Annotated in this window: 10 protein-coding genes; 2 read left to right on the forward strand and 8 right to left on the reverse strand. The window is 58.2% G+C overall.

Annotated elements, in window-relative coordinates; all coding sequences use genetic code 11:
* Positions 1-75: 75 nt before the first annotated feature.
* From ACK8OE_RS18250 to ACK8OE_RS18260, 3 genes are read right to left on the reverse strand one after another with little or no spacing between them, the layout of a single operon-like run.
* Complete coding sequence (locus tag ACK8OE_RS18250; RefSeq protein ID WP_410273758.1) at positions 76-3,321, reverse strand: error-prone DNA polymerase; 3,246 nt, start codon at positions 3,319-3,321, stop codon at positions 76-78.
* Complete coding sequence (locus ACK8OE_RS18255) at positions 3,321-4,790, reverse strand: Y-family DNA polymerase (protein WP_410273759.1); 1,470 nt, start codon at positions 4,788-4,790, stop codon at positions 3,321-3,323. Before ACK8OE_RS18255 ends, ACK8OE_RS18250 begins: the two co-directional genes overlap by 1 nt.
* Positions 4,762-5,511 carry an ImuA family protein gene (locus tag ACK8OE_RS18260; RefSeq protein ID WP_410273760.1) on the reverse strand — a complete coding sequence of 250 codons (750 nt, stop codon included), beginning with the start codon at positions 5,509-5,511 and terminating at the stop codon, positions 4,762-4,764. The genes ACK8OE_RS18255 and ACK8OE_RS18260 overlap by 29 nt, the downstream gene beginning before the upstream one ends.
* 350 nt (positions 5,512-5,861) lie before the next feature.
* Here ACK8OE_RS18260 and ACK8OE_RS18265 point away from each other — a divergent pair, with 350 nt between their 5' ends.
* The gene (locus ACK8OE_RS18265) at positions 5,862-6,101 is read left to right on the forward strand and encodes a WGR domain-containing protein (RefSeq protein ID WP_410273761.1); all 240 of its coding nucleotides are present in this window, start codon (positions 5,862-5,864) and stop codon (positions 6,099-6,101) included.
* Here the strand turns inward: ACK8OE_RS18265 and ACK8OE_RS18270 are convergent.
* The gene (locus ACK8OE_RS18270; RefSeq protein ID WP_410273762.1) at positions 6,098-6,517 is read right to left on the reverse strand and encodes a hypothetical protein; all 420 of its coding nucleotides are present in this window, start codon (positions 6,515-6,517) and stop codon (positions 6,098-6,100) included. The two genes, ACK8OE_RS18265 and ACK8OE_RS18270, sit on opposite strands and share 4 nt — an antisense overlap.
* Positions 6,518-6,674: 157 nt before the next feature.
* Entirely contained in the window at positions 6,675-7,169 is a 495-nt protein-coding gene (locus ACK8OE_RS18275; protein WP_410273763.1) for a hypothetical protein, read from the reverse strand.
* Between the two features lie 106 nt (positions 7,170-7,275).
* Here ACK8OE_RS18275 and ACK8OE_RS18280 point away from each other — a divergent pair, with 106 nt between their 5' ends.
* Positions 7,276-7,632 carry a hypothetical protein gene (locus ACK8OE_RS18280; RefSeq protein ID WP_410273764.1) on the forward strand — a complete coding sequence of 119 codons (357 nt, stop codon included), beginning with the start codon at positions 7,276-7,278 and terminating at the stop codon, positions 7,630-7,632.
* A 14-nt stretch (positions 7,633-7,646) separates the two neighbouring features.
* Here ACK8OE_RS18280 and ACK8OE_RS18285 read toward each other — a convergent pair whose 3' ends face one another.
* Genes ACK8OE_RS18285 through ACK8OE_RS18295 form a run of 3 tightly spaced genes read right to left on the reverse strand, consistent with a single transcriptional unit; the run spans position 7,647 to position 12,911 of the window.
* Positions 7,647-10,583 carry a conjugal transfer protein TraG N-terminal domain-containing protein gene (locus tag ACK8OE_RS18285; RefSeq protein WP_410273765.1) on the reverse strand — a complete coding sequence of 979 codons (2,937 nt, stop codon included), beginning with the start codon at positions 10,581-10,583 and terminating at the stop codon, positions 7,647-7,649.
* A 9-nt stretch (positions 10,584-10,592) separates the two neighbouring features.
* Positions 10,593-11,978, reverse strand: coding sequence for a conjugal transfer protein TraH (locus ACK8OE_RS18290; RefSeq protein ID WP_410273766.1), 1,386 nt, complete (start codon positions 11,976-11,978; stop codon positions 10,593-10,595).
* A gap of 9 nt (positions 11,979-11,987) precedes the next feature.
* Positions 11,988-12,911: a conjugal transfer protein TraF gene (locus ACK8OE_RS18295; RefSeq protein WP_410273767.1), complete on the reverse strand. Its 924-nt coding sequence runs from the start codon at positions 12,909-12,911 to the stop codon at positions 11,988-11,990.
* Positions 12,912-12,915: the final 4 nt, after the last annotated feature.

The raw sequence follows: 12,915 nt of genomic DNA on the forward strand, positions 1-12,915 counted from the left end.
TTCGAAACCACCTTTTGCCACGTACGGTCACCGGGCTGACCCACGATGTCACTGACGTGGAACGATTTAGAGCCATCACCTGAAATCCCGACTCTTCACCAAAGCCGCATGCCCCGCCGGCGACTTCGCCATGCGGGAATCCATCAGCGCCCCGCCGTTTCGAAACTCGTCGCCCGGCTGATGCGGCAGGCTCATGGCTACGTCGCGCTGGCTGATGGTCGAAAGTAGCGGCGACAGGTCGTTCAGCGACCGAGCGATCAGGTGGACCACCTGTCCTTCCTTCTGGATCTGGCCTGAAACCTCGATCAGGCTGGAGGCCAAAAGCACGCGCTTGTAAAGCTGACCCGTCTTTTCCCATACGATGATGTTCATGTCGTTCGACTCATCCTCGATCGTCATGAAGGTCACGCCATTGGCCGAACCAGGTCGCTGTCGGACTAGCACTAGACCGGCGACCTTGACGTATTTGCCGTCGGCCTGAGCAATGGCCTCCCTGCACGACATCAGCCCCCTGCCCTTCAGTTCGTCGCGCAGGAAGAATACCGGGTGCCGGCTCAGACTGAAACCCTGCGCGTTATAGTCTTCGACAACGGAATGGCCCGCCGTCATCGGCTTGAGATCAAGCGTCGGCTCGACCGCCTCTGCCTGATGCCCGCCCTCCGCATCGAGCAGATCGGCGAACAAGGGCAATGGCTCATCGCGCATCCCCTTCAGACCATAGAGCGCATCGCGGCGTTCCAGTCCAAAGCTTGGCTTGAACACATCGGCGCGCGCCAGCCGCTGGAGTGTCGCGATAGAAATCCCCGAACGACGCCACAGATCTTGCAACGATTTGAACGGCGTCTCGCCGCGCGCGGCGATCAGGGTGACCATGTCGTCGGTCCGCAGACCTTTGATCATGCGGAAGCCGAGACGGACCGCAAAGCGGTTGGGGTGGCTGGTCGGTTCAAGGGTACAGTCCCAGCGCGAGCGATTGGCGCAGACGGGCAGGACGGTGACGCCGTGCTCCTGCGCGTTGCGGATCAGTTGCGCCGGCGCGTAGAAGCCCATCGGCTGGCTGTCCAGCAGCGCGGCGAGGAAGACATCCGGGTGGTGGCATTTCAGCCAGGACGAGGCGTAGGCGATTAGGGCAAAGCTGGCAGCATGGCTTTCCGGGAAGCCGTAACTGCCGAACCCTTCGAGCTGACCGAACAGCGTCTCGGCATATTCCTCCGTGTAGCCGTTTTTCAGCATCCCTCCGATGATCTCGTCGCGGAACTTGTTGACGCCGCCGGTAAATTTGAACGTGGCCATCGCCCTCCTGACCAAATCGGCCTTTGCAGCCGTGAAGCCAGCGGCGATCATGCACACCCGCATCGCTTGCTCTTGGAAAAGGGGTACACCCAGAGTCTTGGCCAAAACCGCCTCCAATTCAGGCGACGGATAGCTGACCGGCTCTTTCCCTTCTCTTCGGCGCAGGAACGGGTGAACCATGTCGCCCTGGATCGGTCCCGGCCTGACGATCGCCACCTCGATGACGAGGTCGTAAAAGGTGCGCGGCTTTATCCGTGGCAACATCGACATCTGCGCCCGGGACTCTATCTGGAACGTTCCCATGGTGTCGGCAAGGCGGATCATCGCGTAGGTGCGCGGATCTTCCGACGGTATGGTCGCCAGATTGAGATCGATCCCCTTGTACTGTCGCAATAGGTCAAGGCCGCGGCGCATGGCCGACATCATGCCGAGCGCCAGGCAGTCGACCTTCATCCATTTCAGGACGTCGATGTCGTCCTTGTCGAAGACGATGACCTGGCGGTCTTTCATCGCCGCCGGTTCGATCGGACACATCTCGTCCAACCGATCATGCGTCAGGACGAACCCGCCGGGATGCTGGCTTAAATGGCGGGGCGTGCCCATAAGCTGGCGCGACAACTCGATGACCAGACAGATGCGCCGGTCATTGAGATTGATGCCGAGGCCGACGGCATCTTCCGCTTTGAAGCCGTCGCGCGACCAGTGCGAGACTTGCGACGACAGGGTCTTGATCAGGTCTTCGGGCAGCCCCATGGCACGGGCGGTGTCGCGGAGCGCCCCGCGCGTCCGATAGCGGGTGACGACGGAACACAGGGCCGCGTGGTTACGGCCATAGGTGTTGAAGACCCACTGCATCACCTCTTCGCGGCGGTTGTGCTCAAAATCGACGTCAATGTCGGGCGGCTCACCGCGCTCAGCACTGACGAACCTCTCGAACAGCAGGTCGTTGCGCGCCGGGTCGATGGAGGTGATGCCCAGCACATAACAGACGCAAGAGTTTGCGGCCGATCCCCGCCCCTGGCATAGGACGCCGATGGAGCGGGCGTACTGGACAATCGAATTGACCGTCAGAAAGTACGGGGCGTAGTCGAGCTGCTCGATCAGACCCAGTTCGTGCTTCAGGAGCCTTATGACCTCGTCCGGCACCCCCTCCGGGAACCGCCACTTGGCCCCTTCCCACGACAGACGCTTCAGCCGCTCAATAGGCGCCAGACCGTCATGGGTGAGTTCTGCGGGATATTGGTAGGTCAGTTCCTCCAGACTAAAACGGGCCTTGTCGGCGATTTCGACCGACCGCCGTAATGCCTCCCGGTAATCCGGAAACAACCGCGCCATTTCCTCGGCGGACTTCAGATAGCGGTCGGCATAGAGTTCGCGCCGGTCACCCAGTTCGTCGATGGTGCAGCGGTGGCGGATACAGGTGACGACGTCCTGCAACATGGCCTTGTCGTGGACGTGATAGAGGACATCGTTCGTCACGACGGTCGGCACCCGGCAACGGGCGGCCATATTGGATAGCGCCAGCAGCCGGGTGTAGTCGCCCTGCCGACGGCGCAGGGTCAACGCCACATAGGCACGCTCGGCGAAGAGGGATTTGAAGCGCTTCAGGTGCAGGCCGCACTGGTCGTCGGGTTCGTCCGGCAGGAAGATGGCAATTAGCCCCTCCGCGACATCCTCGACGTCGCGCCAGTCGATCAGGCACTTGCCCTTGCCGGCCCGGCTATTGCCCGTGGTCAGCATCCGGCTCAGTCGTCCATAGGAGGCCCGATCGGTCGGATAGACGAGGAGCGAACAGCCATCGGCCAAGTCCAGTCGGCAACCAGTAATCAACCGCACCCCTGTGGCCCGCGACGCGACCAAGGCGCGCACAACGCCCGACAGACTGTTGTGGTCAGTAATGGCCAGAGCGTCCATGCCCAACGCTTTGGCTTGCTCGAACAGTTCGTCGCACGACGACACGCCCCGCAGGAAGGAATAGTGCGAAGCGCATTGCAGCTCGATATAGGGAACTGCGCTGCCGGCAGACATCACGCAAACTTCCCGTGCATGTACCAGCGCAATGACCCGGTATTCTCATTCTGACCATCGCCGGTCCGGAAGACCCAGAAGCGCTCGCCGCCATCGACCTGTAAAATGTAATAATCCCGGACCTTCCCGGCCTCCTTCTCCGTCTGCCACCATTCGCCCCTGACGCGCTCAGGGCCATCGGCGGCGGTCACGCGATAACGGCTGCCGCGCCATTGGAAAGAGACGGGCGGATGGTCCGGTAATAAGGCCATAGTCTGCATCGGTTCGGGCGGGCGCAGCAGCCGGAAGGGTCGTCGGAACCTGGCATTGCGCGGGGAACCCATGTCGCTGGAATGGGTGGGTAGCCGCCGCACGGCGCGTTCGGGAATGTCGCTGGCCGATGGGGCGGTTCGGTAGAGGCGGCTGGTTTCTCCGAAGCGGTTATACAGCGTGTCCCAAAGGTCTTCGACATCGGCGGGCGCTGGCTCACCATAGGCGGCGTGGATTTGTTGCGGCGAGAGCAAACCCGTGTGGGTCGCCGCCAGAACCATGCGCTCGATCCCAAAGCCGGGATCGATCTTTTCGATCTTGTCGCATAGGAGCTTCGAGAGGCGGACGACGTCCCGAACCGGCTTGGCCATGCGGACCTGGACGGCCTCGACCTTGTTGTCAACGCGGGTACAGCGCAGGTCGACCTGCAAGCCGCCTTCCCCGGCTTCCTCCAGCCGCTCGCACAATGCCTCCACAAGCTGACGGGTATATTTGGCGATGGTCTCCGGCGCACCGATGGGCTCGAAGAAGGCCCGACGCACCAGGATCATTTCGGGTGGTTCGGCGGGGGTGATTGGCTGGGCCAGCCGACCAAAGGCCATGTCGATGCGTCGAAAGAGGTGCGGGCCGAACCGAAGCGTCAAAGGCGCGCGCGGTTGCGAGGCCAGTTCGCCGATCGTGTCGAAACCCAGCACGCGCAAATCGTCGAGCGTTGCTGCCTGCAGCCGCAGCGCCTCGACCGGCAATCGCAGCAAGGTTTCGTTGGTCTTGCCGGGTGCGATCAAGGTGATTGGCGCGGGCAGATATCGAGCCAGCGCATAGGACGCGCCCCAGGTCTCCGACAGGGCGACCTTGGCTGTCACCCCACGTTCTGAGAGTTGGCCAACTATATCCTGAAGCAGATCCTGTTCGCCGCCATGGAGGTGCGTTGCCCCGGTCACGTCGAGCACCAGCCCATCAGGGGTATCGACCATAACCAGTGGCGAGTATCGACGCAGCCCCCAAAGCGCCAGGGCTTCCAGTTCCGCCAGATCAGCGTGGGGATCGGCGTCGACCAGATGCAGATCATTGACCAGTGCCTGCGCCTTGGCCACCGGCATGCCGACACGAATACCCAGAGAATGGGCGAAGTCATCGACGGCCGTCACCACGCGACGGCGGCCATCCGAGCCTTTGAGGACCAGAGGTACATCACGAGGCGGCGCGACCCCATCCGGCAACCGTCGTAACCGATCCGTCGGCCATGTGGGCAGGTATACCGAGATGACCCTGTGCATCGAACGCCTCTACTTCGAAGTCTGCGCATTCACCTCCGCGCACCCTCATTAATTCCAACAACCATTTCGCCCGGCCGACGCCCCTTACCGGCAACGGATCAGCTTCGATCTCGGTCACCCGCCACCGCGTCGAGGCGGCGGTCGGTGTCCCAAAATCCCGCGCGTCCGTCTGACGTCGCCATCGTCGCAGCGCCATGCCCATCGTGCCCGATGTCTCGGCGGCGAATTGAAGCCGCTGGGACACCTTCAGGCTCAGAGGCCCGATCTCGGCGACGACGGCGCTCAAGCCCCCGTGCCGCAAGGCTTCCTCGAAACAGGCCAGTATCGACTTCTCGTCGTGCGACTCGAAGAAGACGACGCGATCCGGCGTCAGGCCGCATTGCGCGAGCGCGGGCGCAAACAGATCGGGCTGCGTATGACACCACAAGACCATGCCCCCCGTCCGCGCGGCTACGCCCGCTGCAAAAGCTGCGGCGGCAGCCCCGTCGACAGCGCCATGGGCGCCACCGGCCACCTCATGCAAGGCGCCGCGCACCAGTCCACCGCCAGGTAGTTTTCGGTCGATCTCGTCGTTTCCGAACGGGAGGATGGAGCGGTCATGGACGTGTCCGCCGCCGAAGCGGGCGCGTAAGGCTCGGAACTGGGCGCGGTTATCGAGGGACATGACATGCTCAATCCTTTCTGGATGGCGCGAAATATGTTCTCTTTTTGTTCCCAAATACTGCAGGCTGTCAAGGGGGTGTTCGTCAGCCAGCTTAGCTGACAAAATTTGTCAGCATTGGCCCTACTGACATATTTCTCTGGAGTCGTAAGGAATTAGTTGGCCGGCTACCGGTAGTCAGTTGCATTGAGAAATGTGTGAATTATCGATAGGTATGGCAGCCTGAGCTGGCGCAGGTGGAGTTCGGCGGAGTTTTCCAGAAGGACTCCAACAGTATGTGAGTCTCGTTTTGTTCTTGGCCCGGATTTTCACCCGTGGTAAGCTACCATATTGACTCTACAGAGGATTTCGGCGTGACCGTACAGCACCTGCGACGTATTGATCAGGCTCGCAACATGGCTCGATCTTACGAGGTGTCCGTTCAGCCTGGCCTATTTGGTGATGTAGCGGTCGTCCGCCATTGGGGCCGGATCGGCACTGCCGGGCAGTCTAAAGAATTTTGGTTCACCGATGAGGTGCAGGCTGACGAAATGATTGGTGCCATATTGCGTCAGAAGCAAAGGCGTGGATACGAGTTGCTCAAGTCACCTTAATCGGCTGCCTCACCGGGACGCCCCAGCAACCATTTTCGGGCTTCGGTCGCCGTGCTGACGATCTTAAATTCGCGCCCGGGCCAAAGTTCCAGATATCCATCCATCCGCTCGAATATTAAAGGATTGACCGAGACGATGGCGACACCCCTCCCATCGTCTTTTCGTTGAACGGCCTCGGACCATGTGTCTGCAAATTTCTCAAGCTGATCCCAAGGCACAAAGCCGTCGAACTCTGACATGTCGGCAATAAGGTCAAAAGTCCAAGGTTCCGTGAGACCCTGAAAGGCTTCTAAGATCACCTGCGGAAGATTGATGTTCGGATTGAGACTGGGATACTTAATCTCGACTATCTTCAAATCATTATGAATAAAAACCTGATACTTAGATAGTTTAGCAACATCTATGCGATCAATCATCAAAGTGTCTCAAAGTCGTTGGCGAGAACGCGCCTTACTTTATCGCTATGGTTGCGATCCGCATCGTGTGAACGCTACCAACTTAGTTCGCAAAAGCTTTCGCCCATAAGGAGTGTTATTTCGAGAGAAACAACGTTTCCGTCCGGTCGGTAAATTATTACTTTCGGCGCTTCTTGATCATTTCACCCTTGGCAACCCGATAGCCAATGGGCAAGGTGATGACTGCGCTGCCATCTTCGCAGATATCACAGACGCATTGAACTGCCTCAAATACGGTATCTGGAGCCAGTTGAACGGCTTCGACCACCAAGCCGCCGCCCTTCCCAGCCGACGTCAGTTGCCAATCGGCCCCGGCGTCTGGAAGGACACGAATGAGCGAGCGCCCTGCTGCGTCAGCGTATTGTACTCGGGCGGACGCGACGCGCCATTTGAGCCTATCAGAGACCGATTTCCCAAAGCGAATAACCAACCTATCAACAAGGCCTGTAACCTCGACCTTGGGTTTTAGGTCTTCATTTGAAACGAGTTCAAGCCAGTCCATTCCCATCCCCTCAATATTGCATCCCACATAGTAGCAACCCACTAGATATTCACAGAAAAGCGGCAATTGTGAAACAAAATCAATCGGCGCTTGATTGGTTTGATAAAACACGTTCGCAGGTGCGGGATCAAGGGGGAAATTTTACTAAACTCGCGCTTGAATAGCAGTGGCAGCCCGGTTATATCGAGGAACAAGGCAAGAACCGTGCGGGGGCAAAATGTCTGATTCAAACGAACCGAAGCTCACTCCAGAAGCAGTGAAAATGTTGAACGATCTCGCGGCCAATCGCTCGACGGGCGGGCTAAATTTGACGCCCGAAGCTCAGTCGAACTTAGAGAAATTTGCGAACGAGCATCTGACGCACACGTACAAGGATCACAAGACCTCCTACTTAATCATGGCTATCGTTCTAGGATTGCTCGGTTCCTTCGCCTTTCTCTACATGGCAGATGGCATGTTCGACAGCCCCGAAGCTTTCGCAAAGACCATGAACGCTATGATCATTGTTGTGCCGGTGTGTGCGCTCGCTTTCTTCGGGTCTTATCGATTTTGGTCAGCCTATCGCCGATTATAAGTCAATTTTGGTTCCTACTTAGGTTTCGACTTTTTTGAGTTGGCAGCGAGTGTACGTGTTGCCAAGCCTGGAAGCCCAGTTGTCAGAACAAAACCAGCAACCTTACCGCCAGTTTCAGCGACATTATCTTTGATCGAATTTTCCGTATCAATTTCCTGACCCTTCAGCCGCTCTAGTTCCCCGTCTACGCCCGAACGACCGCCACGAACATTTGCGCCAGTCGACCCAAGCATCTGATCGACATTACCTGCGACACCGCTCCATGACAGATCGCTGTTACCAGCCGGCGCGTCGGCAGTTGGAGATTCGACATTCTTCGCGGCCCCTTTGGAACGGGACTTCTTGGCGGGTGCTGCGGAAGCTTTTGGGGTCGATCGTTCGCTCGGAGTGGAGGCTCCGATTTCACCCGCCGTTCGATAGTCCTTGTCATCCAGTGCGTCTGCCCTACGTAGGTCGCGCTCAACCTCTGAACTGTCGAGGGGCTTGGGCTGCTGAACACCTGCCCAATCGGATCTAAGACTGCTGTCGCCCAACTGACCAGCCTTCCAGTCGAAATATTCCATGCCATAGGCGCGACCAGTCTGGAGAGCCTGCGGAGAAACACCGGCTGCGATCTCGCTGGCCGACATCCTGTCGATGCCCTTGGTATTCACCAGCCAGTCGTAATAGGCGCGCGTCTCATCGGAGGAAATCGACTCGCCCGCGTTCTGGACATTCGACTGCTCGGCGCTGAGGCGCTTGCCTGCGTTTTGATAGGCGTCGGCCGTATCGCTGATAGAGCGCGTACTGGTCCAAGTCGTCGCATTAACGTCTCGACCGCCCTTCCCGGTGGATTTGTACGCCGAGTAGGACTTTTGGGCCTGATCGGTCGATATTCGTTGGTAGGTATCGCTCAGCGATTGATTGAACCGCTGATCAAGGCCCGCATCTCTCCCGGTCGATTTTGCTTCGGTCCCGGTCGTTTGACCAGTTTTACTCGCACTGCCTGTGATCGAAACGCCTGCATCGAGGCCTTTTAGTTTACCGCCAGGCGTACTTAGCCCTGCCTGTCCGCCGACACCCATAGTGCCTGCGGCGATCTGGGCTTTCGCCTCAGATTCACTCTCACCAAATCGGGTCTGGCGGTATTTTACGGCCTCGTCAGCGATGGAAAGCATTTGGCCAATCTGTGCCTGATGGCCGCTGTTGTTGGTATTGCGCCATTCCTTCCCCTGAGACCAGTTCGAGAAGGCCTCTTTGATCTGGGAATTGGCAACAGAAGTTCCAACCTGGACCGAATGGCGCAGACCGGTGCCGGTGTCAGCGTAGCTCTGGCTTGTCCGGCCGAGGCTTTCGGACCATCCCTGGTTCGACAGCAGTCCTGTCGCCATCTTCGATGTATTGGCCACTATACCGGTAGATCCATTGGCCCCATGAAACGTCTCGTTGCCATAGCCATCCACGGTGCGAGCGTTGCCGTTATCATAGCGGGCACTCGTCACCTGCTGATTACCATGGACGTTGTTGAAGCTCGCCGTATCCAGCGTCACATTCCCATAACTGAAATTCCCCGTCGTCTGCGACGATGCCGCAGATTCTGCACCCGCCCGGAAATTCCCAAGAAGCGTTTCACCCTGAGCGCCGACAGCCATAGCGCCCTTGGTCAGCATGCCGGCGATCACCGGGATCATCAACATCATGGAGCCAGCCAGCGCACAGACGTCATCATTCGCTTTAGACACCGCATCCATGTTCATCAGGTTCAGTTCGCTGCTCCCGCCGGGCAGGTACATCGCTTCGGTCGATCGGTTGACCGAATTGAACATCATGATCTTGTGCAGGATCACATACATCGGCCCCCAAAGCTGAAGATAAACAAAGCCCGAGAGATAACCCTTGATCATCCGCGGCCCGACCTCAGGGAAGAGGAAGATCGGGAATATGGTCGGGAATATCCCGATGAACAGCAAGTCAATCAGGATCTTGAGGTTGACCACGGCCTTCTCGCCGATCACCCCAAGAAGCTTCTGCGCGTTATGAGTCTGGATTTCGGCTTGGGCGCTGGCCAGTGCATCAGACGTGGTCGGATTATTGCCGAGCCCGTCTTTCAGCATGTTGGCAATTACCGCCTGACGCAACACGTCCGTCGAATTTTGGGACGCCACACCCATAGCTGTCAGCATAGCGCTCGATGCCCCTGCATTGCGGGTCGTGAGTGTCGCCTCCATAGCGTATGGGTCGATGTTACGCTGGATGACCTTTTGAACATTGGTCAGGTCTGCGGCAATCAGAGGCGCCAATAGCCCCCCGGCGCCATTGCCTACCTCGTCGCAGGTCTTAATCTCGCTGGCCGCACCCGAGTAGTAGAGCATGGTGCGCGCCGGGTTCGGGCTGGATGAGATGACCGTCCAGAGGTCGCTCGACTTGTTCAGCGCTTCCGGCGATATCGTTCCATCCAAAATATCGTAGAAAACACAGTCCTGAATATAGGCCTTCAAGTTCACGTAGAGCTGCTGGTCGATGGGCCGCGCCTCGGATATGCGCGAATAGAGCTTTGCTCCGAAGACCATGCCGTACCGTGAATATTGTAAGTCGGCGGGATCGGCGAAAGCGGTCTCGGTCAACTGAATGATCCGGTCCCCTACCCTGCTGACGAGCGAAGCGGTGACGCCGACGCCGAGCGGCACATTGGCTACATTGGCGTAGGTGACAGAGGGGTTTAGGCGATCGGTGACCTGAATGGTCACCTTCGGCACCCACATCACGCCGTAAATGATAGCGCACATGAGATACCACTTTACGATCTTGCCAAGGTTCACATCCCAGATCGCCTTAACGATCCCGAATATGAGACCCAGCATCATCGCCAAGGCGATCATGGAGCTGGCTGCATCCATGCCCGTCATTAGGGCCACCGCATTGAAGATGCTGCGGTATAGCTCACCGCCACCGTAGACAGGGACCTCCCACATGCCGTGCCCCTAGTTCTTGAACGTGCTGGAGAACATCAGGCTCTGCGCGATGCGCGAGTTGCCTTCAGAGAAGATGATCTTCTCAACTTCCCGCGTTTTAGCGATGATCGACTCCATCGCCACGATCCGGTCTTGCACAAGTGCCTGACGCTGATACAGCTCTTGCCGAACCGACTGTACATTATCCTGCCAGTCGACGAGCAGCTTTTCATCGACTCCGACGAGGTTTTGGGAGGCTGCGGTCATCTCGGCCATGTTCTGCGACATCCACGTAAGAACGAGATCCAGCGCAATCACATCTGAATATCGTTCCATTTCGATGGCGGCGAACCCGCCCTGATAGGCCACCTGAACGCTCGCCATCTTGTAGACCGGCAAGCTGACCAGACCGAGGAAGGATTTTTCATCGTCTGACAGCGGCGTCCGAGACCGGATCTTGTTGACGATCGACACCAGCATCGTCGAAACGCGCTGCTTTAGGCTGCGATTTGCGGCGAGAGTCACATCTCGCGCATACTTAGTGACCTGGGTGCATTCCGTATTGGCGCACTGGTGGACCCGGTAGGTTCCGCCATCGAGAAACTTGGTAATCATGCCGTCCTTGTTGGCATCACCGGGGATGACATCGATCGAGGTCGCACCACCATTCGAAGCGATGACAACGGTGCCTGTAAGGGTCATCATGGTCTGGGCAAGTTCAGTGTCATCCCGGAATAGCGGATGCTTCTGAATCGCCTCCCACGCCACATTCCGGTTGATCGGCTTCTGATCAGCCGCCACTGTCGCGGCCGTAGCTTCGGCCTGCCCTCCGGCCCCGCACTGTTCTTTTGCCTTCGCCCAGTCACTGAAAATACCACTCGTGGTACCGACCTCGGTGCAGGATTTAGCCTGCGCCGCCTGTATCCGATTGACGGTGCCGGCGACGAGGTTCTGAGCCGCCTCGCAGCTATTGATATTCACGCCGTTCAGGTCCTGCATTTTCTTGAAGGCGTCTTTGATGTTGGAGCCCAAAAGTTCCGACAGGGAATCCACGGCCATCTGAAACAACAGGCCGAGGGCATTCTGGGCAATGGCCTTCATCGTCGCGACGATCTGATCGGAGTTGATGAAGCTGAACGAGCCGCCGTAAATATCGATGCCGCCGCATCCCGACTTCACCGACGGCACGCCCACCGACGCGATCTGCGTGTTCATCTGCGGCGCTCGATAGCTGTAATTGCCAAGCGTATAATAGCCGGCCGCCTGCCCCTGGTAGACGGATGGGCCAGACCCATTGGTCGCTGACATCGAGTCCGACCAGAAATTGTCCATAGCGCCGTCGACGTCAGCCAACGCGGGGGTCGAGCTGAACAGTGCCAGAAAAATACAGACCCCAGTCTTCAAATGCGATTTCATCTACCCCTCCTAGAAATCCTTGCCCGGTTCAGTCGCCAAGGTCACAAACAGACGGTCGGCAAGGTCATCGACCGACAGCACACCGGCGCCCATGTAGGTCAGACAGCCCTTTGGGTTCTGACAAGGCCGAAGCGTTATCGTCTTGCCGTCAGTCACCCTGAAGGTGACTGGCTTCAAAGCGCCGCGAACGGATGCCGTCGGCTTCTGGAAAATCATGTACGCCGGCGTCACGGCCGAGGTCAGGCCCCAGGCCTTGAGCTGACCCTTATCAATCTGCGCATCCGGGAAATGCGAATTGGCGCCGCCATCAGCAGAAATGGCCCGCACGGAGATGCCATATCGGGTGCCGAACTCTTTCACGATCGGCGAGGCCACCCGGCAGGGCCCGCAGTCACCCCGATAGACATAGAAAATGCCGATCTGATCGTAGGCCGCACGGAAGAAAAGGTCCCTGTCAGTATTCCGGGCCTGAAGCCATTCCGCCTTCCCCGCCGTGTTGATGGGCCGCTGAAGCGTGTAATCCATGGATGGATTTTCCCAGACCATGCGTCGCCATGAATCCGCGAACGTACCGCCTTTTTCGAGGACCATTTGCTGGAAGGCGTAGTAGCGCTGGATATTCTCGGTCGATGGATTCCAGACTGCAATCAGGCGCGCGTCTTCCATATCCTTCTTGAACTGCTCAGCTGCGATCAGATCCGGATGCCGCTCAGGCAGAACTTTCTCGGGTGCGGTCGCCGTCGTCTTGGGCTTCGGCTTTGGAGGCACAGGTATTTCGCAATAAAACCATTGACCAAGACGACGCTCACAATAGTCGGTCTGGTCAAAGTCCTGCGAGATTGGGGACTGTGAAGGCGGTAACTCCTGGCTCAAGGCTGACATCGGGTGCGACAGAGCGAGGACGACCGATAAGATTTTTGTGGTTCTGATCATGTCA

The organism is Asticcacaulis sp. W401b, assembly GCF_046503825.1.
In the GTDB taxonomy this organism is placed as follows: Bacteria; Pseudomonadota; Alphaproteobacteria; order Caulobacterales; family Caulobacteraceae; genus Asticcacaulis.